Genomic DNA, 18,781 nt, shown 5'->3' with positions numbered 1-18,781 from the left:
GAAGGGGTGGGGGTGTCTCCGCGGGCGACACTGCCCGAGTGGAGAGAGCCCCCACCCGGCGCTTCGCGCCGACCTCCCCCGCAAGCGGGAGAGGTGAAGCGCGTCTGCGGCCAAATCGATCTAACCAAAGATCATCGTGCTCTAGCGTGGCGCCTCAGTATTGCCATCGGGCTTGCCTGCACGGTTCTGAGGCCCTGTGTAAGCAATGCGCCAGATGGTGCCGCCGGTATCGTCGGCAACGAGCAATGAACCGTCCTTGGCGATCGCAAGCGCGGCAGGTCGGCCCCAGATCTCCGCCCGATGCATGCCGGAGACCCAGAAGCCGACGGCGAAATTCTGGTACCACCCTTGCGGACGGCCATCCTTGAACGGCACGAACACGATCTTGTAACCGGTTGGTTCGGATCGATTCCACGACCCCTTGAGCGCAACAAAGGCGCCGTCGCGGAATTCGGGCGGAAACTGTTCGCCATCGTAAAACACCAGATCCATCGCCGAGGAATGCGCTTCGAATAGAAGGTCGGGCTTGATTGAAGCCTTGACCTTGTCTGGTTTCAACTTGGCGAAACCCGGCTGCGGGTGCTGACCGATATATGCGTAAGGCCAGCCGTAGAAGGCGCCCCTCTCGACACGCGTCAGATAATCGGGCGGAAGCCGGTCGCCGAGGCCGTCGCGCTCCTGAACCACCGCATAGAGATCGCCCGTTCCAGGTTCGAAGGCGAGCGCCGTCGGATTGCGCAATCCGGAAGCGAACGTGATCTGGTTAGCTCCATTGGGATCGAAGCGCTGGATCGTCGCCTTGACCTCTGGTTCGACACCGACATTGCCGGACGAGCCGACGCCGACGAACAGTCCGCCAGTCTTGGGGTCGATCGCGAGATGGCGGTTCGTATGGCCTTGAACGATGCCGAACACGCCCTTCCTGGTGATCATTTCCTCGCCAACCACGGCGGGCGAAGGTTTGCGCTGATCCGGCGGCACATCGGCGGCCTTCGGCTGCTCGCCGCCGCGGCCGGCACGCAATGCGCCAAGCCGGTGCGGCACTTTCCAGATCCCCTCCTGATCCGCGACCAGGACGTGATCATCCCGCCAAGCGAGTCCGTAAGGTTGGTTGAATCCCTCCGCGTGGCGCTGAATCCAGTCGGCCTTGCCGTCCCCGTCCTCATCGCGCAGCAATGTGAGATAGCCCGCCTTCTGTTCGGCCAGGAGCACGTCGCCGTTCGGCAGCACAAGCAGACGCCTCGGATGCTCAAGGCCAGTCATGAAAGCGGTCGTGGTGAAGCCTTCAGGGACGCGGGGAGTTTGCCCGTCATGGGGAATCACAAGGGAACGGCTGCTGACGATCGGGCCGGTCTTCGGGGGCGGCAGGTCCTCCGCCTTGACCGTGAACCGGCGTCCAAGTTCCTGGTCGGGCAACAGCGCGGGGTCCGTCGGCTTTTCTGCCGGAGGCTGAGCGGCGGGCGCACTTCTACGCTGAGCCCAGGCTGGTGCAAGCGCGAAGCCAATCGCAATAAGAGCTGCCGTAAGGGTCACGAGGCGGGAAGAAGGGATTTTCATTGTGAGCCTCCCATCGAAGTCGAGTCAGGCCTTTCGAATTTAAGACACTTGAGTGCAGCGCGCCTTCGGCCGATCAGTAATCTGTCTTTAATCGTCTTTGCTGCCGCCCAGAGATTCATTGCTGCGCCGCTATGGTCGTGTCACGGCCAATAACAGCCTTCTGTTAGAAGCGGGCATCAGCGCAGGCACCGTTTACGGCGCCGTACGCGTTGGGGGCAGTTCTAGTAACCGCCTCCGGCGCCTCCACGACCACCCCTGCCACCGGGTGCACCGGGCGCTCGGCCTCTGCCGGCGGCTTGGTAATGGCGACACCAGCCGTTAGCGCTGATGCGCCCCTCGACGATCGCGCAGCTCCCTCCGCGGAAATTAACGCAGCCGGCGCAGCGCTGGTCGCCATTTGGACTATCACGATACTGGGCCGATGCTTTGCTGACTTTTCGCCGGCCGCGTATCTCTTGCAGCAGCCCGTCATCTACTGGCAGGGGCGTAATCGGCGGCGCCGCCCATGCCGGCAGCGCCGTCCCGGCAAGTGCCGCTCCACAAAGGGTTCTTCCAACAAAATTGCGACGCGAAATGGATTCCTTTTTCGAGTGTTCGCTCACGGGTGTCCTCCGGGGTTGTGGAGGGACCATTCGCGGTCTTCCAGACGATCAAAACAATTTACTGAGAGACGCGTTGTTCCTCGCATTGCCGAGCTTTCCTTTGCAGCGAGGTCACGCAGATCGCTGCCTAAGGCCGGACAGCGCCAAGCGAGGGTGCCCTTCCGCAAAAATCAGGGCAGCCATATTACCTCTTCTTCCCACCTACGCTGTTCGAGGACGTCGGCGTGACTGGCTGTGCTCCGCGTGCTCACCGTCAGGGCGGCGATCGGGGATGGATGGTGGGCGCAACGCGGGATCGGCGATGTCGCGCTCAGGCCGGCACCGAGGCTTCTGGGCAATTGGTCAACCGCGCGGGAACGCCGACGGCGGTGCAGCCGGGCGGCACATCGTGCTCGACGACTGCGCCTGCGCCGATTTTGGCGAAGTCGCCGACGGTAACGTTGCCGAGAATGGTCGATCCGGCGCTGAGCAACACTCCCCTGCCGATCTTTGGCGCGCGGTCCGGCTCCGAATGTTTTCGGCCGATGGTGACGTTTTGTAAAATCGTCACCTCGTCGCTGATCACGGCAAAGGCGCCGATGATGATGCCGGTGGCGTGATCGAGAAACACCGACGTTCCGATCGATGCTGCAGGGTGAATGCTGACCTGAAGCTGATCGGACGACAGGCTTTGCAGCAACAGCGCGAGATCGTTGCGGCTCTGGCGCCAGAGCCAGTTGGAGAGGCGCCAGCCCTGCAGCGCGACGAAGCCCTTGAAGTTCAACAGCGGCGGCAGAAGCGCCGTCGTCGCGGGATCGTGAACGGCGATGCTCTGCAGATCGCGGCTCGCGGCATCGATCAGGTCGGGCGCGGTAGCGAACGCGTCACGGGCAATCTGCGCAAAGCGCGCGCGATCCGCTGGAGTCTTGCCGAGCCGCGCGCCGATCTGATGCGATAATGCGCCGCCGAAATCGAGATGATCGAGAATGGCTGATGATAGCGCAGCGCCGAACACCGGGTCGCGCAGCACCGCGCTTTCCGCTTCAGTGCGGATCGAGTTCCAGAGCTGATCGACAGGCACCATTTCATTCATGACGGCTGCCCTGCATTAGCGCGTCCATACAATATAGAGCGGCCGCTAGGCGCGCCAGCAGGCGGTGCTGACTTTGGATGAACTGGCTTGCCATGGGCCGTTGCTCCACCTCTCCCGCTGCGGGTAGGGCTATCGTGCATGCGGTAATGTAGTGGTTCGGTGTGTCCACAAACTCGTCATGCCCGGGCTTGTCCCGGGCATCCACGTCTCGGTCTCCGCACGAAAAGACGTGGATGGCGGGACAAGCCCGGCCATGACAATGCGGAAACTTGAGCGCTCGCGAGCTCAGCGCCGTCATATGCGACAGCCCTGCCCGCAAGCGGGAGAGGGAGGCTATCCCGCCGCGGCTGCACCTCGACCCTGTCCGCGCTCAAAGCAGTATCAAAAAACAAACCGCCCACCTGCGGGTCGCAGATGGGCGGCTGTATCCACCAGGCATCATGGGGGCATCACGCCTGCGGCTGAACTCCTCTTGCCGTTGACGATCAGCCCTGCTGCGGTTGGTCGTTCGGCGGGGTCGGACGCTGCTTGTGCTGCGCCATGAAGGCGTCGAACTCTTCCTTGTCCTTGGCGTGGCGCAGGCGCTCGAGGAAATTCTTGAACTCGACCTGCTCTTCTTCAAGCCGGCGCAGGGTTTCCATGCGGTACTCGTCGAAGGCGCGGTTGCCGCTGGACGGCGGGCCGAAGCCGAAGCCGCCAAAGCCGCGGCGCTCCATGCGGTCGCGCATCCGGTCCATCTTGTACTGCATCCGCTCCATCTTGTTCTGCCAGCGATCACCGTTGCTCCAGCAACCCATTCTTCTGCTCCCTAATGTGAATAAGAGAAGGGCAAGACCGATCGGCCACCAAATGATGAAGCCGAGGATAGTCACCACGATCCAGCCGGGGTGCCAGGGGCTCTCAAGCATATGCGGTCGATAGGTCTGTTCCGTCGGACCGCGCCATCGATTGACATCTGCGGTGTAGGCCATTTCCCTCTCCATGACGGCGATCACGCCGTTGTGAATGTAAATAACATTTACATACCTAAACCATCCCTCGTTTTTGTCAAGCGGGCGGCTGGCCGCACCCTCCAAAATTATTTGATCAGGCGTGGGAGGCAGCGAAGTCAAAACGCCAGGCACCGAAGGCGCAGCAATTCATCGAGAGACGGACTGAACCCAAACAGCCAGAAGCGCCAGATCGGCAGCGTGGCCATTGCGAGACCAAGACCAAAGATCGGGTACATCAACGCTGGCGGGAGCCGGCTCATGGCGGCTTCCCCCACCTCCCCGCCCTCATGATCAGCCACCCGATCACGATCATGGCGATGCCCCAGATGGTGAATCCGATATCCCATATCGGCCAATGCTCGCGCGCCACCGTCTCGTTGACGTGGTGAATGCCAAGCAGGTGATGATCAACGACACCTTCGACTGTGTTGAAGATGCCAAAACCGAGCAGCATCGTGCCGACGAGTAGCTTGCTCGACCAATAGAGATGCGCGCCGTGAGCGGCGCGCCACAACAGAAACAGCCCGATCAGCACGAAGACATAAGTGGCGCTATGAAAGATGCCGTCCCATCTTGTGTTAAGTTCGAGGTTCTCGACGTTATTTACCGGGTACCAGTTGCTCAGCATGTGGTGCCACTGCAGCAACTGATGCAGAACGATCCCGTCGAAAAAACCTCCAAGGCCCAGGCCGAAGAAAATGCCTGCTGCAACCGGGAAAGATCGTTTTTCGGTCACGCCAAGTGAATTCGCGCCCGCTGTTGTCATAGCCGGAGTCATCCCGTTAGGGACGTGCAACAGGGGAGATCAGCGCGAGTTCCTCAGATGGAGCCATCAAATCGCGGCTATTTGGGCTTGCCCCAAGGACCCGAAGGTCCGTTGCCGGCGGGCGGCACCGGCGGCGGGCCGGCGGGCTTCTGGTCGGAAGCCCGGCGGTCGGTCGGGAAGCCGAGGCCGCGCAGATAGATCAGCACTTCCGCTTCCAGCAGATCTTCCGGCGACATCGGCAGTTTGCGCCGTGCCGCATCGCCGCGGCCGAACAGCGAGGCCACGCCATGCGCCATCGACCAGATATGCAGCGCCATCATCATCGCCGGCGGCCGCGGCGTTCCGGGCGGCGTCATCGCCGCCAGCCGCTCGGCGGCGGCGCGGATAATGGCGAAGGCGCGCTCGCTCGCAGCCATCAATGTCGGGTTGGAATCGACTGGAATCCCGGATTCGAACATCGCCGAATAAAACGCCGGCTCGTTGCGCGCGAAGGCGAGATAAGCCTTGCCGACCCGCTCGAACGCGGTGACGGTGTCGGGGCGGCCGTCGTCCCAGGCTTGCACGAGCATGGCCTCGAACTGCACGAAGCCACGTTGCGCGATCGAGGACAGCAATTCGTCGCGGTCGCGAAAATGGCGGTAGGGGGCGGCCGGACTGACGCCGGCCATGCGTGCGGCGTCGGCAAAGGTGAAGCCGGCCGGGCCCTTTTGCGAAATCAGGTCGAGCGCCGCCTGCAGCAATGCCTCTTTCAGATTGCCGTGATGGTAGCCACGCTCGCCGCGGCGGTCCTTTTGCCAACTCATGTTAAAGGCTTTTACATGAGGTGGCCGTAAAGGTCACTTAATTTGAGGTCGTTAACTGGTGTTCATCAAGATTAACGGCGTGCGGGCGCAAATTCGGACGATTCTGGCCGCCCCGGTCTAACCGCCCGGGATCGGAAGGACCGGCATGATCTCCACGCGCTCGCCGGGAAAGATCGTAAAGTGCGGGTGATTCTCGAACATTTTTGCGGCGTCCTCATGCGAGCCGGCGCGCACCACCGCGAAGGCGCCCATCTCGTTTGCGATGTCAGCAATACCGTTTGAATCGACTTTCTTGGTTTTGCCGAGCGGGCCACCCATGGCGGCGATCGCCGCCTGGTGCTTTTCGACCCAGGCCTTCCACGCCGCGATTCCCTGCTGCTCCTTGGCGCGCCGCTCAGCCTCAGGCAGCGCATTCCAGGCCGCCATTTTCGCACTGGTCTTGCTGCCGAGGAAGACTGCGAGGAACGTATCGTTGGTGCTCATGAGGTTCTCTCCCTTGCGGTTTGACTGATTGCGATAGACTGTCGACTTGACGGCGCGCGGAGCCAGTTGCAGCGCCTCCAGGTTCACCGCGCCTTGTTCGCATTTCCCTTCTGCAATTCCTCGAAGCCTTTCGCCGCCTGCTGCACTTCCTCGGAGAAATCCTCGATTTCCTGCACCTGGCGAATTTCGATGACCTCGTTTTCGGAAGCCGGGCACTTCTTCGCCCACTCGATCGCCTCCTCGCGCGACTTCACATTGATCATCCAATAGCCGCCGAGCACTTCCTTGGCCTCCGTGAACGGGCCGTCGGTAACGACGGGCTTGCCGGTGGCGAAGGAAACCCGCGCGCCCATCGAGGGCGGATGCAGCCCGTCGAGCGCGATCAGGACGCCAGCCTCCTTCAGCGCCTCGTTGTATTTCATCATCGCCTTGACGCGCTCGGGATCGAGCTGGACGTCCGGCGGTGCAGTCTCATAGCCCAGGGGGATCATCAGCATCATGAATCGCATGGTGGGGTCCTTGTTCGGGTATCGTCATTCCGGGATGGTCGGAAGGACCAGACCTCAGGTGCGCAATTGCGCACCGGGGAATCTCGAGATTCCGGGTTCGATGCTTCGCATCGCCCCGGAATGACGATGGTAGTTATTTCTTCGCGGTCTGCGCCCGCAGCCGCTCCTCCTGCTCGCGCAATTCCGGCGTGAGGGCTTCGCCGAAATCCTCGGCCGTAAACACCTGGCGGATTTCGACCTCGTCGCCATCGAGGAACGGCGCGCGCTTCATCCAGTCGATCGCTTCATCCAGCGATTTGGCGTCGATCAGCCAGAAGCCGGCGACGAGATCACCCGAGAGCGGGAACGGACCGCGGCTGGCACTGCCCTGCCCGCCCTGATACTTGATCCGCGCGCCATTCGAGGTCGGGTGCAGGCCCTCGCCCGCTTCCATCATGCCCGCCTGGACCAACTCCTCGTTGAACTTGCCCATCGCGGCCAGCTGTTCCGTACTCGGCATCACGCCGGCTTCCGTATCCTTGTTTGCCTTCACAATCACCATGAATCGCATCGTCATTCTCCTATTGATCTTCCTGGGCCAGCCACTGCCGCGTCGGCCTTCGTCAACAAGACGCGCGGGCTTTTACGAAGCCGACATGTCAGTGGAAATTATTTTGGCGCTATTCGAGCCCCGGGCGCGGTGCAGCAAGCGACCTAAGCTTGATGCGCCGCAGAACCGGGGGCCCGTCGCTATGAGACGTAGTGGGCCCCGGCCCTTCGCGCCACATCGCGTCCGGGAACGAAGCAAAGTGTGCCGCTACCCCGGCTGCCTGACGAACTTGCCGTCCTGGTAGGCCGCGCCGAAGTAGACGTCGATGCGCTTCACCTTATCGCCGTCGAAGACAAAGAATTCGGTATTGCGAAAACTCTTTCCGCCCTTGGCAATGCAACAATAAGTCACAAAGGCTTCATCGCCGTCGACGAAAATCCGCTCGAGCTCGTGCCGTTCGATCCAGTCGCTGTTCTGCCAACATCGCGCGAAGTAGGTGGCTTTATCGATATTGTCATCGAACGGACTGGTGAAACGGAAGTCGTCGCCGAAGGCATTCTCGACGAACTTGCGATCGTTGGCGAGATACGCCTTGAAGATGGCGCGGATCGTCTCCGCCCTGCTCGCTTCGGCCATTCAACGCTCCTCCCTCAAGGCTCCTTGGGTACCATCTGGAAATAGGGTTCGGCCTCCTTCAGCACACGCGCGACGGAGGGGCGCGCCTTCAGCCGCTCGAGATAGGCGTTGAGGTTTTTCTGCGCTTCGCCGAACGGCACCGCCATATTGCCGTAGAACAATGGCGGCATTGCCGCGCAATCGGCGAGGCTGAAATCCTCGCCGATTGCCCAGCCGCCGTTTTCCATCTGCTGCTCGATCATGGCATAGGAAGTGTGCAACTGCGCCCGCGCCTCCTCGACACCGTGCGGGTCCCGCCTGCCCTCGGGCCGCAACCGGTCGAGCATGATCTTCTGCATCGGCAGATGCACATAGAGATCATAGAAGCGGTCGCGCAGCCGCGCCTGCAGGGCCCGGGCGGGATCCTCAGGAATAAGCCGGACGCGGCCGCGATAATGCTGATCGAGATATTCGACGATGATGCTGGATTCCGGCACGGTCTGATCTCGCGCATCGTCGCGCAGCACCGGGAACTTGCCGATCCCCCACAGCTTCAGCAGCGCGGCGCGCTCGGCCGGATTGCCGAGATCGACGAGATTCGGCCGGAACGGAATGTCGTTCTCGTAGAGCGCGATCAGCGCCTTCCAGCAGAACGAGGCCAGTGGGTGGAAGTGCAGCGTCAGCACATGGAAACTCCGGTTTGCTGTTTGCAAGACGATCTGCGTCTGGTGACGCCGACATTTATGGCGCCGGCACGTAGCGCAGGATCACGATGCCGGTGGACAACGGCCGGCTGTCGAGCAGCTTCAGTTTGACCTTTTCGCCCGGCTTGAACAGCGGCGTTCCGCCGCCGAGGATGACGGGGCTTACCGCGATGCGGAACTCGTCGATCAGCCCGTGCGGGATCAAGCTGCTGGCGAGATCGGCGCTGCCGAACAGAAAGATGTCCTTGGCGCTGTCGCGCTTCAGCCGCGCGACGGTCTCCGGCACATCGGCGCTGAACATCTGCGTGTTGTTCCAATCGGATTTCTTCACCGTGCGCGAGAAGATGTATTTCGGCGCGGCATTCATGAAGTCGGCGACCTCGCCGGTCGCGCTCGGCCAGTGGCCCGCCATCAGCTCATAGGTGACGCGGCCGAACAGCAATCCGCCGGCGGCGTTCAACTGCTCGATCGACAATTGCTCCAGCTCCTCGCCCCACACGTCGGAATGCCAGGAGATGTCGCGGTTGGGGCCTTCAACGAAGCCATCCAGCGTCATCAGGTTCCACATGATCAATTTCGCCATCTTCGATCTCCCTTCAACTGATTGCGAAATGCAACCGGTTGCATCCTGATCTAACTGGTGCAATATTGCAAGTGGTTTTTTTGAGGCGCTTGGCGCCTGCCCAGGAGACGATCATGACCGATGCCCAGCGCTCCGGCTGCCCGATCAATCTTTCGCTGGAAGTGCTCGGCGACAAATGGAGCTTGCTGATCATCCGCGACATGATGTTCGGCAACCGGCGGCATTTTCGCGAGCTGTTGACCAAGTCAGAGGAAGGCATCTCCTCCAACATTCTCGCCGACCGGCTCAAGACGCTGCTCGAGCAGGGCATCATCACCCGCGAGGACGATCCCACGCACAAACAGAAGGGAATCTATTCGCTGACGGAGCAAGGTGTCGAGCTCTTGCCCGTTCTCGCCCAGATGGCGGCATGGGGTTACAAGTATTTGCCCGTCAGCGAGGAACTCGGCATTCGCGCGCGGCTGCTCAGCGAGGGCGGACCGAAAATGTGGGCCGAATTCATGGACGAGTTGCGCGAGAGCCATCTCGGCGCAAAGCGGCGCAGGCGTAGCGGTCCTTCGGTCGGTGAGCGACTGCAGGCAGCGTATGAAAGCGTCGTGAACGGAAGGTAGTCTTGGGGTTCGCGGCCGCATGCTCGTTAAGCTGGTGTGGCGCGCGGGAACATCCTTAAGATCAGCATTACGCCGCTATGTGATCCGTCATATTACGGAGAACAGCGTTAACGGATTCTTTTTGCCTCTCGGTCAACCGTAAAAAGGCAACGAGGCTCGGGTAAACTGGACGACGGCCTCAACATCTTACCGCCATTTGGATGAGGCCTACGGTGTTTCAATTTCTCAAGAGCTCCTCGACAGACAAGGCGCTTGCCGACGCCATCAGCCGCGCTCAGGCCGTTATCGAGTTCGGCATGGACGGTACCATTCTCACCGCCAACGATAATTTCCTCAAAACCCTCGGCTACTCGCTCGGCGAGATCAAGGGCAAACATCACAGCATGTTCGTCGACCAGTCCGAGCGCGACAGCGCGGCGTATCGCGACTTCTGGATGGCGCTGAAGCGCGGCGAATACCAGGCCGCCGAATACAGGCGGATCGGCAAGGGCGGTAAGGAAGTCTGGATCCAGGCGACCTACAACCCCGTGCTCGACGGCAGCGGTAAGCCTTGCAAAATCGTGAAGTTCGCGACCGATATCACCGCCCGCAAGATCAAGAGCATGGAGGACGCCGGCCAGATCGCCGCGATCAGCCGCGCGCAAGCGGTCATCGCGTTCGAGATGGACGGCACTATCGTTACCGCGAATGACAACTTCCTGAAGGCACTTGGCTACACGCTCGCCGAAATTCAGGGCAAGCATCACAGCATGTTCGTCGATCCGTCGGAGCGCGGCAGCGCCGCCTACCGGCAGTTCTGGACGAGCCTCAACCGCGGCGAAAACCAACAAGCCGAGTACAAGCGGATCGGCAAGGGCGGGAAGGAAGTCTGGATTCTCGCCTCCTACAATCCCGTGCTCGACGAAAAGGGCAAGCCGTTCCGGGTGGTGAAATTCGCCACCGATGTCACCAGCCAGAAACTTTCGACCGCCGATCTCGCCGGCCAGATTGCCGCGATCAGCAAGTCGCAGGCCGTGATCGAGTTCAACATGGACGGCACCATCATCGGCGCCAACCAGAACTTCCTCCGGACGGTCGGTTACTCGCTGGACGAGATCCGCGGCCGGCACCACAGCATGTTCGTCGAACAGACAGAGCGCGACAGTGCGGCCTATCGTGAATTCTGGGCGGCGCTCAACCGCGGCGAATATCAGGCGGCCGAATACAAGCGGATCGGCAAGGGGGCTAAGGAAATCTGGATCCAGGCCTCCTACAATCCGATCCTCGACCTCAACGGCAAGCCGTTCAAGGTGGTGAAATACGCCGCCGACACCACTGCGCAAGTGCTGGTCCGCATGGGCAACGAGCGCGTGCGCGGCATGATGGATTCGGTGGCGGCAGGCGCCGAGGAACTGAACGCCTCGGTGCGGGAAATCTCCGAAGCCATGACTAAGTCGCGCGAGACGGCGGCAACCGCGGTCGGGCGGGTCGAAGCGGCCGACGCCCAGGCGCAGCGGCTGAACGAAGCGGCGCAGGCGATGAGCGGCATCGTGGAGCTGATCGGCAACATCACCGGCCAGATCAACCTCTTGGCGCTCAATGCGACGATCGAATCGGCGCGCGCCGGCGAGGCCGGACGCGGCTTTGCCGTGGTGGCTTCCGAGGTCAAGAACCTCGCCACCCAGGCCAAGCAGGCGACCGACAAGATCGGCCAGGAGATCGGCAATCTCAACGGCATCTCCGGCGACGTCGTCGGCGCGCTCGACAGCATCAAGAGTGCGATCCAGAGCGTCAGCGAATATGTCACTGCTACCGCAGCCGCGGTCGAGGAGCAGAGCACGGTGACCGGCGAGATGTCCTCCAGCATGCAGCGCGCCGCCGCGGAAGCGAAGGCGATCGCGCAGCGCGCGGGCGGTTAGATTCGATCATCGAATGCGTGAGGTACGGGACAGCCGCCCGTACCGGATTTGCTATCCGGGGCTCGGCCGGGCAGCGCTGAATTCTGCATCATTGTCGCCGGGACATGCGACGGGGCCTGGGCTATAGGAGCGGGAAATCTTTCCTCTCGCCAACGGACCCGCCATGGCCCATTCCGCGCAAAAAGTTGTTCTCGTCACCGGCGCCGCGCGCGGCATCGGGCTTGCGACGGCGAAACGCTTTCTGGCCGAGGGCTGGCAGGTGGCGCTGCTCGACATCGAAGGCGAATTGCTGCGCGGCGCGGTCGCCGGCCTCGCCGACCCCGACAATACGCTGGCGCTGCATTGCGACGTCTCCGACACCCAGGCAGTGGCGAACGCCGTGGCGGCAGTGAGCGAGCGTTTCGGCCGGCTCGACGCGCTGGTCAACAATGCCGGGATCGCGGTGTTCGCGCCGCTGCTCGACACATCGGATGACGACTGGAACCGCATCCTGCAGGTCAACCTCACCGGTCCGTTCCTGTGCGTCAAGGCGGCGGCGCCATTGATGCGGGAACATGGCGGCGGCGCGATGGTCAACGTCACGTCAATCTCGGCAGTGCGCGCCTCCACGCTGCGCTCGGCGTACGGCACCAGCAAGGCGGGGCTTGCGCATCTGACCAAACAGCTCGCAGTCGAATTGGCTTCGCTCGGCATTCGCGTCAATGCCGTGGCGCCTGGCCCGGTCGAGACCGCGATGGCAAAACAGGTCCACACGCCGGAAATTCGCGCCGACTATCACGACGCCATTCCGCTCAACCGCTACGGCCTCGAAGAGGAACTGGCGGAAGCGATCTTCTTCCTGTGCAGCGATCGCGCAAGCTACATCACCGGGCAGATCCTCGCCGTCGATGGCGGTTTTGATGCCGCCGGCATTGGTCTGCCGACGCTGCGGGGCCAGCGGCGGAACGGGTAGTTCCTCAGTGGCTATGTTGCTTGGAGTGCGGATCAGAACCCAGTCCGAATGGCTTTGGCTGGCGGTCCATCATTGCTGGATCGAGGAGGCAGGTCGTTGTTCAGCGCGCCGCGATGCAGCAACACCGTCCTTTCCAGTGGAACATCTGGTCTCATGCTCGGCGTTCCCAGCGCGAACGCCGTGACGAGCAGTAAAACGCCCGCGCAGATTATGCTGAGAAAAAGATGATCCATCGGGCCTCAACGATGGGCTGCACTATTCGTTCCGCGACTGCGCGGACCATTTCGATGGAGCAACTGCGCATCTCAGTGAGCGTAAACGGGCAGAGGTGAAGGTCGCGGTCCCGCATTCGCTTCTGAAGCCACGGTGGACGCGTCGCTTTGCGATCCTGCTGGCGCGCGCCGCACTCGCCCCGCCAGGCCGGCACCGTTATCGAGGCCGCCGTCTCCGGCGCGGACGCTTGACCAAACCTTGCCACATATCTCAGCGTAACTGGGCCAGGAGGGGCCGTGCTGACGAAGGAGCCGCACATGGGAATTGCGCTCATCAAGCTCATCGTTGTCGCCGCCGCGCTAGTCGCGGCGATCGTGCCGGTGCGGGCCGAGATCCGCATTCTCGCCAGTCCCGGCGGACAGGTCGGGCCGTTTCTCGAGCTGTTCGATCGCGTGCGCGAATCCGGCGAGCGGGTGGTGATCGACGGGCCATGCCTGTCGGCCTGCACGCTGTTGCTGATGACGGTGCCGGCCGAGCGCATCTGCGTGACCCGCCGCGCGGTGCTCGGTTTTCATGCCGCGCGCTCGATCGACGGCCGCGGCCGGATCTACGCCGAACCGGAAGCCTCGATTGCGGTGCACGCGGCTTATCCGGCGCCGGTGCGGGACTGGATCAGCCGGCGCGGCGGATTGAGCTCACGGCTGCTGCTCCTGCGCGGGCGCGAACTCGCCGCGATCTATCCGAGATGCAGGTGAGATTTCGTAGGGTGGGCAAAGGCGCCGTCAGGCGCCGTGCCCACCACCTTCCGTGAGGCACCAATGGTGGGCACGCTTTCGCTTTGCCCACCCTACGATTGATTGCGTGAGAAGCTCACATGTCTTCCTTCGGGCAGTTGACCATCCAGGGAATGCCGAACTTGTCGACGCACATGCCGAAGCCGTTGGAGAAGAAGGTCTTGCCGAAGGGCATTCGCACCGTGCCGCCTTCGGCGAGCGCATTGAACCGGCGTTCGGCGTCCGCCGGATCCTCGACCTGCAGCGAGACGGCAAAGCCCTGCGGCTGATGGTAATCGCCAGGCGTGGCATCGGAGGCCATCAGCACCTCGCCGTCGATCGTAATGCTCGCATGCATCAGCTTCTTCTTCCAATCCGGCGGAGTCGGCATGTCCGGCGGCGCATCCTCATAAGGAAACATCGCCCCGATCTGGGCACCGAGGACCTTCTCATAATACTTCAGCGCTTCTTGGCAGTTGCCGTTGTAGAACAGATAAGGATTGATCTGCATCGCTGGCTCCCTGGGGTTTAACTCAGTCTGGTATTTGCGGCGTTCCCCGGATGCTGCGCACCACGAAGTGGTACGCTGCTGTTCCGGGGTCCATTGATGGGTCCCGGCTCTGCGTCGCATCACTTCGTGCTGCGCCGCGTCCGGGACACGATAGAATCGTGACACTCATTTCTCGGTAATCGTCTTCAGATTGGCGAGACCGGCTTCGAAATCCCTGCCGATCATACGATCCAGGTTCATGAACACCTGGATCAGTCTCGACATGAAGTTCGCCGGACCATGCATCAGCCATGTGACATGGATGCCATCGCCCTGCGGCAGCATTGTGAACTCGGCGGTGTTGTGGCCTTCGAACGGCCTGAAGAAATCCAGCTTGATGACGATCTTCGACGGCGCCAGGGCCTCGAGAATCTCCATGCGGCCGGAACCGACATTCTTGTCGCCGTCCCAGGCGTAGACGGCACCCTTGCCGCGCTCCGCGCCGCCATAGGTGCGCTTCATCGCGGGGTCCTTCTGCTCGTAGGGCGACCAACTCCGCCACTGCTGAAAGTCAGAGATCAGCGGAAAGATCCGCTCCGCCGGCGCCTTGATGCTGACCGCGCGCTGCACCCGCAAGGTATTCGGCTTGGTGGCGGCGAGAATGAGCACCACGGCGATGGCAATTGCCAGTATGACGGCGATGACGGCAATGACTTCCAGCATGTCGGACTCCGTGAACAATCGTTGAAGCTAGTCAGTGGCGAAAGGGGATCACGCTGCGCAGGTTTTTGTCGCGCAGCCACAGCCCGCCCCACAGCATCAGGCCGAGATAGAGTCCGAACAGCGTATGTGTGAACAAGGGGCTGTCGATGCGGACGTGCGAGGCGATCGCACCGCCGAGATAGCCGGTGAGCAGGATCGCACCGAGAATGGAGGTCGGCGGAATGGCATAGAGCACCGTGCACGCGATGGTGATGGCGCCGAGACCGCGCATCAGCGCATCACTCGAGCCGTAACCCATCCGGTCCATGGTTTCGGTGACGACCGGCCACGGCACCAGCTTGATGGCGCCATCGATCATCAGGAACAGGATGACCAGAGCGCTGAGGATGCGGCCCATCCAGCGTGCCGGGTTTGAGACAGGCGCGGTCTCGGTGATGACGGACATGATCGGTCCCCGTGTCTTGAATGGCTGTTCGGATTCAAGACGAATGAGGGAGGTGGAAACCGACAGGGAGACGCGAATTTTTTCGCGGTTCGCTTCTTCCTTCTCCCCTTGTGGGAGAAGGTGGATCGCTGACGCGAAGCGGCAGCGAGACGGATGAGGGGTTTGTCTCCGCGGAGAGAACCCCTCATCCGGCGCGGATTGCATCCGCGCCACCTTCTCCCACAAGGGGAGAAGGGAAGAGGAGTTTTACTTCCCCGCCTTCTTGCCGCGCGGCTGGCTGTCGCGCTGCAGGCGGTCGAGGTGCATGCGGATGTGGGCGGCTTCGGCCGAGGTGTTGGCGAGCGCGATGGCGCGGTCGAACGCCACGCGGGCCTCGTCGTTGCGGCCGAGTTGCATCAGGAAGGCGCCGCGCACGCCGAAGAAGTGAAAATAGTTCGACAGTCGCTGCGCTAAAGGCTCGATCATGTCGAGGGCAGCTTGCGGCCCTTTCACCTTGGAAACCGCGACCGCGCGGTTCAGGGTCACCACCGGCGACGGCTGCATGATCTCCAGCGCGCCATAGAGCAGGTCGATCTGGGTCCAGTCGGTATCCTCGGGCTTTTCGGCGCGGGCATGCAGCGCTGCGATCGCGGCCTGCACCTGATAGGGGCCGCTGCGGCGATGGCGCATCGCCTTGTCGATCAGCGCCAGCCCCTCGGCGATCAGAGCCTTGTTCCATTTCGAACGGTCCTGGTCGTCGAGCAGGATCACCGCGCCATCGGCATCGAATCGCGCATCAGCCCGCGCATGCTGCAGCAGCAACAGCGCGGTCAGCCCCATGATCTCGGGCTCGCTCTGGAACAGCCGCAGCAACAGCCGCGCCAGCCGGATCGCTTCCTCGCACAGGGGCTTGCGAATCTCGGCGGTGTCGCCGCTCGCCGAATATCCCTCATTGAAGATCAGGTAGATCATGGCGGCAACCGAGGCGAGGCGCTCGGAGCGCTCCACCGCGCCGGGCGTTTCGAACGGCACGTTGGCATCCGCCACCCTTGCCTTCGCCCGGGTGATGCGCTGCTCCATCGCGGCTTCCGAGACCAGGAAGGCGCGCGCGATCTGCTTCACCGTGAGACCCGAGACGATGCGCAGCGCGAGCGCGATCTGCTGCGTTGCCGGCAGGTCCGGATGGCAGCAGATGAACAACAGCCGCAGGATGTCGTCGCGATAATGCGAGCCGTCGAGCCGTTCGGCAAGCTCCTCCTCGGCGTCGTCGAGGTCGGAGATCGCCTCGTCCTCGGGCAGGGGCGTCTGCTTCTTGCCGCGCCTGATGTCGTCGATCGCGACATTGCGGCCGACCATGATCAGCCACGCCGCGGGATCGCGCGGCGGGCCGTTTTGCGGCCAGCTCTTCAGCGCCCGCAGGCAGGCGTTCTGAAAAGCTTCCTCGGCGGTATCGAGGTTACGGAAATAGCGCAGCAGCGCGCCGACCGCCTGGGGGCGAGCCGAAGTCAGTGCGGCATCGATCCAGGCGGTATCGGTCATCGCTGCACACTCCCCGCCGTGAAGTGGCCAACGGGACGGATCTCGTAGGCGCCGCCGGGATTGGCCGCGCCGAGATCGCGGGCGACGCCGAGCGCCTCGTCGAGGTCCTTGCAGTCGACGACATAGAAGCCGAGCAATTGTTCCTTGGTTTCGGCATAGGGGCCGTCGAGCACCAGCGGCGGATCGTCCTTGCGCAGCGTGGTCGCCGCCGTGGTCGGCAACAGCCGCGCCACCGGGCCGAGCCGGCCCTGTTTGGCCAGTTTATCCTGAACGACGGTCAATTTCTTCATGACCGCGGCGTCCTGTTCCTTGGTCCAGGAACCGACGGTGTCTTCATCGTGGTAGCAAAGAATGGCGTACAGCATGAGGCTCAAGCATCTCCGTTGTCTTGATGACGAACGATTATGCCCGGAGCCGACAGGCGCGTCGAAGAAATTTTGAAATGCACCGCCTGCCGTCAAGGACCTACAATCGGCGGCGGTGGTGGATTGAAATGCCTGCAGGCGTGAATGGCCGCCGTGGAACAAAGGCCGCACACACCGAGAATCAGAAAGATGCACCTGAGCGTTTTCATCTGACGGACCCGACCCTGGCAGGCCCAAAGTCGCGGTGATTGTTCTGGTAGGCGAGCGCCAGCCAGACCATCACCGGCACGACGACGAATTTGCGGATCACCAGCAGATTGCGCATGCAAGGTCTCCCTTGTCGGATGAAAGGAGGCTACAGAAGCGGTTCGGTCCGCGATGTGAGGCGGGTCACGCCGAGTTGGCGACGCGAAAGGAATGGCAATGACGAAGGGTGCGCTTGCGCTGCTGGTGCATGGCGGGACCGAAAACTGGTCGCCGCAACGCTGGAAGAGCCGGTTCGATGACGTTTGCAAAGGGCGCCGCGTGCTGCTGTTGCCGGATGCGTCGTTCGATCCAGCGGAGGTGCGTTACGCGGCGGTGTGGAAGCCGCATCCGGGCGAGCTCGCCGCCTTCCCCAACCTGCGCGTCATCTTTAATCTCGGCGCCGGCGTCGATGCGCTGATGGCCGATCGTTCATTGCCCGACGTGCCGCTGGTGCGCGTCGCGGTCGGCGACCTCACCGCGCGGATGACCGAATATGTCGTGCTGCATGTCCTGATGCACCACCGGCAGGAGCCATACTTGCGGGAGTCGCAGCGCGAAAAGCGCTGGGCGCCGAAATCGCAATGGGCGGCGGGCGCGATTTCGGTCGGAATCATGGGGCTCGGCACGCTTGGTGCCGATGCCGCCGACGTGCTGCGGCGGCTGGGCTTTCGTGTCGCAGGCTGGAGCCGCAGCCCGCGAACGATCGAGGGCATCGAATGCTTTCATGGCGCAGCGCAGCTCGAGCCATTCCTGCGGCGGACCGACATTCTGGTCTGCCTCCTGCCGCTGACGCCGGAGACGCGGCACATTCTCAATCGCGGGCTGTTTGAGAAACTGAATCGCACGAGTCCGCTCGGCGCGCCGGTCCTGATCAATGCCGGTCGCGGCGGCTTGCAGAACGAGGCCGACATCCTGCGAAGCCTGGACGACGGCACGCTCGGCGGCGCCTCGCTCGACGTCTACGCCACCGAACCGCTGCCCGCCGACAGCCGGTTCTGGACCCATCCAAAAGTAGTGCTGACCCCGCACAACGCCGCCGACACCGATCCCGACGAGATATCGAAATATGTCGCAGACCAGATCGCGCGGTTTGAGGAAGGCGGCGCGCTGGAGAACGTGGTGGATCGAAAGCGGGGGTATTAGTTCTCCGTCATTGCTGTCGACAACTGCGAGGAGCAAAGCGACGAAGCAATCCACCACTTATCCGTTATGCCGAGATATGGATTGCTTCGCTTCGCTCGCAATTGTCGATGTTCACTAATTCGCTGATTGGATCGCGGTGGTCTTGGTAGCGGCGAAGGCCTTGGGAGTTTGCCCTGCCAAGGCCTGATG

At 62.3% G+C, this 18,781-nt stretch carries 22 protein-coding genes; 5 read left to right on the top strand and 17 right to left on the bottom strand.

Going from position 1 to position 18,781, the window contains the following annotated elements; translation table 11 throughout:
- Positions 1–141: 141 nt before the first annotated feature.
- From IVA95_RS34210 to IVA95_RS34155, 12 genes are all read right to left on the bottom strand, one after another.
- Positions 142–1,557: a PQQ-dependent sugar dehydrogenase gene (locus IVA95_RS34210; RefSeq protein ID WP_247514526.1), complete on the bottom strand. Its 1,416-nt coding sequence runs from the start codon at positions 1,555–1,557 to the stop codon at positions 142–144.
- Between the two features lie 912 nt (positions 1,558–2,469).
- Positions 2,470–3,231, bottom strand: a complete 762-nt coding sequence (locus IVA95_RS34205) for a serine acetyltransferase (RefSeq protein WP_247514525.1) — start codon at positions 3,229–3,231, stop codon at positions 2,470–2,472.
- 485 nt (positions 3,232–3,716) lie between these two features.
- Complete coding sequence (locus tag IVA95_RS34200; protein WP_213254068.1) at positions 3,717–4,202, bottom strand: DUF2852 domain-containing protein; 486 nt, start codon at positions 4,200–4,202, stop codon at positions 3,717–3,719.
- A gap of 137 nt (positions 4,203–4,339) precedes the next feature.
- Positions 4,340–4,483, bottom strand: coding sequence for a hypothetical protein (locus IVA95_RS34195; RefSeq protein WP_213254019.1), 144 nt, complete (start codon positions 4,481–4,483; stop codon positions 4,340–4,342).
- Complete coding sequence (locus IVA95_RS34190; RefSeq protein WP_247514524.1) at positions 4,480–4,989, bottom strand: DUF2243 domain-containing protein; 510 nt, start codon at positions 4,987–4,989, stop codon at positions 4,480–4,482. The genes IVA95_RS34195 and IVA95_RS34190 overlap by 4 nt, the downstream gene beginning before the upstream one ends.
- A 77-nt stretch (positions 4,990–5,066) precedes the next feature.
- A complete protein-coding gene (locus IVA95_RS34185) occupies positions 5,067–5,792 on the bottom strand; it encodes a TetR/AcrR family transcriptional regulator (RefSeq protein WP_247514523.1) in 726 nt (241 codons plus the stop codon).
- 117 nt (positions 5,793–5,909) lie between these two features.
- Positions 5,910–6,275 carry a hypothetical protein gene (locus IVA95_RS34180; RefSeq protein ID WP_247514522.1) on the bottom strand — a complete coding sequence of 122 codons (366 nt, stop codon included), beginning with the start codon at positions 6,273–6,275 and terminating at the stop codon, positions 5,910–5,912.
- Between the two features lie 83 nt (positions 6,276–6,358).
- Positions 6,359–6,784, bottom strand: coding sequence for a YciI family protein (locus IVA95_RS34175; protein WP_247514521.1), 426 nt, complete (start codon positions 6,782–6,784; stop codon positions 6,359–6,361).
- A gap of 133 nt (positions 6,785–6,917) precedes the next feature.
- Positions 6,918–7,334, bottom strand: a complete 417-nt coding sequence (locus IVA95_RS34170) for a YciI family protein (protein ID WP_247514520.1) — start codon at positions 7,332–7,334, stop codon at positions 6,918–6,920.
- Positions 7,335–7,580: 246 nt separating this feature from the next.
- Positions 7,581–7,949 carry a nuclear transport factor 2 family protein gene (locus IVA95_RS34165; RefSeq protein ID WP_247514519.1) on the bottom strand — a complete coding sequence of 123 codons (369 nt, stop codon included), beginning with the start codon at positions 7,947–7,949 and terminating at the stop codon, positions 7,581–7,583.
- Between the two features lie 14 nt (positions 7,950–7,963).
- Positions 7,964–8,641: a glutathione S-transferase family protein gene (locus IVA95_RS34160; protein ID WP_247514518.1), complete on the bottom strand. Its 678-nt coding sequence runs from the start codon at positions 8,639–8,641 to the stop codon at positions 7,964–7,966.
- A 28-nt stretch (positions 8,642–8,669) separates the two neighbouring features.
- On the bottom strand, positions 8,670–9,215 hold the full coding sequence (locus IVA95_RS34155; RefSeq protein ID WP_247514517.1) for a dihydrofolate reductase family protein: 546 nt from the start codon (positions 9,213–9,215) through the stop codon (positions 8,670–8,672).
- Positions 9,216–9,328: 113 nt separating this feature from the next.
- On the opposite strand from IVA95_RS34155, the gene IVA95_RS34150 reads away from it, so the two are divergent.
- From IVA95_RS34150 to IVA95_RS34135, 4 genes are all read left to right on the top strand, one after another.
- A complete protein-coding gene (locus tag IVA95_RS34150) occupies positions 9,329–9,826 on the top strand; it encodes a helix-turn-helix domain-containing protein (RefSeq protein WP_247514516.1) in 498 nt (165 codons plus the stop codon).
- Between the two features lie 212 nt (positions 9,827–10,038).
- Entirely contained in the window at positions 10,039–11,724 is a 1,686-nt protein-coding gene (locus tag IVA95_RS34145) for a PAS domain-containing methyl-accepting chemotaxis protein (protein ID WP_247514515.1), read from the top strand.
- Between the two features lie 163 nt (positions 11,725–11,887).
- Positions 11,888–12,676 carry an SDR family oxidoreductase gene (locus tag IVA95_RS34140; RefSeq protein WP_247514514.1) on the top strand — a complete coding sequence of 263 codons (789 nt, stop codon included), beginning with the start codon at positions 11,888–11,890 and terminating at the stop codon, positions 12,674–12,676.
- A 530-nt stretch (positions 12,677–13,206) separates the two neighbouring features.
- On the top strand, positions 13,207–13,644 hold the full coding sequence (locus IVA95_RS34135; protein ID WP_247514513.1) for a hypothetical protein: 438 nt from the start codon (positions 13,207–13,209) through the stop codon (positions 13,642–13,644).
- A gap of 115 nt (positions 13,645–13,759) precedes the next feature.
- Here IVA95_RS34135 and IVA95_RS34130 read toward each other — a convergent pair whose 3' ends face one another.
- The 5 genes from IVA95_RS34130 to IVA95_RS34110 all read right to left on the bottom strand — a co-directional run bounded on the left by IVA95_RS34130 (position 13,760) and on the right by IVA95_RS34110 (position 17,203).
- Positions 13,760–14,173 (bottom strand): VOC family protein, encoded by a 414-nt coding sequence (locus tag IVA95_RS34130; protein WP_213254033.1) that lies wholly within the window; start codon positions 14,171–14,173, stop codon positions 13,760–13,762.
- Between the two features lie 165 nt (positions 14,174–14,338).
- Positions 14,339–14,875 (bottom strand): SRPBCC family protein, encoded by a 537-nt coding sequence (locus tag IVA95_RS34125; RefSeq protein WP_247514512.1) that lies wholly within the window; start codon positions 14,873–14,875, stop codon positions 14,339–14,341.
- A gap of 31 nt (positions 14,876–14,906) precedes the next feature.
- Positions 14,907–15,320 carry a DoxX family protein gene (locus IVA95_RS34120; RefSeq protein WP_247514511.1) on the bottom strand — a complete coding sequence of 138 codons (414 nt, stop codon included), beginning with the start codon at positions 15,318–15,320 and terminating at the stop codon, positions 14,907–14,909.
- Positions 15,321–15,566: 246 nt separating this feature from the next.
- The gene (locus IVA95_RS34115; protein ID WP_213254036.1) at positions 15,567–16,838 is read right to left on the bottom strand and encodes an RNA polymerase sigma factor; all 1,272 of its coding nucleotides are present in this window, start codon (positions 16,836–16,838) and stop codon (positions 15,567–15,569) included.
- Positions 16,835–17,203: a YciI family protein gene (locus IVA95_RS34110; RefSeq protein ID WP_247514510.1), complete on the bottom strand. Its 369-nt coding sequence runs from the start codon at positions 17,201–17,203 to the stop codon at positions 16,835–16,837. Before IVA95_RS34110 ends, IVA95_RS34115 begins: the two co-directional genes overlap by 4 nt.
- A gap of 423 nt (positions 17,204–17,626) precedes the next feature.
- On the opposite strand from IVA95_RS34110, the gene IVA95_RS34105 reads away from it, so the two are divergent.
- Positions 17,627–18,592, top strand: coding sequence for a glyoxylate/hydroxypyruvate reductase A (locus IVA95_RS34105; protein WP_247514509.1), 966 nt, complete (start codon positions 17,627–17,629; stop codon positions 18,590–18,592).
- Positions 18,593–18,781 lie beyond the last annotated feature (189 nt).

The organism is Bradyrhizobium sp. 157, from assembly GCF_023073815.1.
In the GTDB taxonomy this organism is placed as follows: Bacteria; Pseudomonadota; Alphaproteobacteria; order Rhizobiales; family Xanthobacteraceae; genus Bradyrhizobium.
This window is presented reverse-complemented; position numbering and strand designations above follow the sequence as displayed.

Excerpts from the sequence above, each read along its gene's own strand:
- IVA95_RS34210 (WP_247514526.1), bottom strand. The coding sequence starts at position 1,557 with ATGAAAATCCCTTCTTCCCGCCTCGTGACCCTTACGGCAGCTCTTATT.
- IVA95_RS34205 (WP_247514525.1), bottom strand. The coding sequence starts at position 3,231 with ATGAATGAAATGGTGCCTGTCGATCAGCTCTGGAACTCGATCCGCACT.
- IVA95_RS34200 (WP_213254068.1), bottom strand. The coding sequence starts at position 4,202 with ATGGCCTACACCGCAGATGTCAATCGATGGCGCGGTCCGACGGAACAG.
- IVA95_RS34195 (WP_213254019.1), bottom strand. The coding sequence starts at position 4,483 with ATGAGCCGGCTCCCGCCAGCGTTGATGTACCCGATCTTTGGTCTTGGT.
- IVA95_RS34190 (WP_247514524.1), bottom strand. The coding sequence starts at position 4,989 with ATGACAACAGCGGGCGCGAATTCACTTGGCGTGACCGAAAAACGATCT.
- IVA95_RS34185 (WP_247514523.1), bottom strand. The coding sequence starts at position 5,792 with ATGAGTTGGCAAAAGGACCGCCGCGGCGAGCGTGGCTACCATCACGGC.
- IVA95_RS34180 (WP_247514522.1), bottom strand. The coding sequence starts at position 6,275 with ATGAGCACCAACGATACGTTCCTCGCAGTCTTCCTCGGCAGCAAGACC.
- IVA95_RS34175 (WP_247514521.1), bottom strand. The coding sequence starts at position 6,784 with ATGCGATTCATGATGCTGATGATCCCCCTGGGCTATGAGACTGCACCG.
- IVA95_RS34170 (WP_247514520.1), bottom strand. The coding sequence starts at position 7,334 with ATGCGATTCATGGTGATTGTGAAGGCAAACAAGGATACGGAAGCCGGC.
- IVA95_RS34165 (WP_247514519.1), bottom strand. The coding sequence starts at position 7,949 with ATGGCCGAAGCGAGCAGGGCGGAGACGATCCGCGCCATCTTCAAGGCG.
- IVA95_RS34155 (WP_247514517.1), bottom strand. The coding sequence starts at position 9,215 with ATGGCGAAATTGATCATGTGGAACCTGATGACGCTGGATGGCTTCGTT.
- IVA95_RS34150 (WP_247514516.1), top strand. The coding sequence starts at position 9,329 with ATGACCGATGCCCAGCGCTCCGGCTGCCCGATCAATCTTTCGCTGGAA.
- IVA95_RS34140 (WP_247514514.1), top strand. The coding sequence starts at position 11,888 with ATGGCCCATTCCGCGCAAAAAGTTGTTCTCGTCACCGGCGCCGCGCGC.
- IVA95_RS34135 (WP_247514513.1), top strand. The coding sequence starts at position 13,207 with ATGGGAATTGCGCTCATCAAGCTCATCGTTGTCGCCGCCGCGCTAGTC.
- IVA95_RS34130 (WP_213254033.1), bottom strand. The coding sequence starts at position 14,173 with ATGCAGATCAATCCTTATCTGTTCTACAACGGCAACTGCCAAGAAGCG.
- IVA95_RS34125 (WP_247514512.1), bottom strand. The coding sequence starts at position 14,875 with ATGCTGGAAGTCATTGCCGTCATCGCCGTCATACTGGCAATTGCCATC.
- IVA95_RS34120 (WP_247514511.1), bottom strand. The coding sequence starts at position 15,320 with ATGTCCGTCATCACCGAGACCGCGCCTGTCTCAAACCCGGCACGCTGG.
- IVA95_RS34115 (WP_213254036.1), bottom strand. The coding sequence starts at position 16,838 with ATGACCGATACCGCCTGGATCGATGCCGCACTGACTTCGGCTCGCCCC.
- IVA95_RS34110 (WP_247514510.1), bottom strand. The coding sequence starts at position 17,203 with ATGCTGTACGCCATTCTTTGCTACCACGATGAAGACACCGTCGGTTCC.
- IVA95_RS34105 (WP_247514509.1), top strand. The coding sequence starts at position 17,627 with ATGACGAAGGGTGCGCTTGCGCTGCTGGTGCATGGCGGGACCGAAAAC.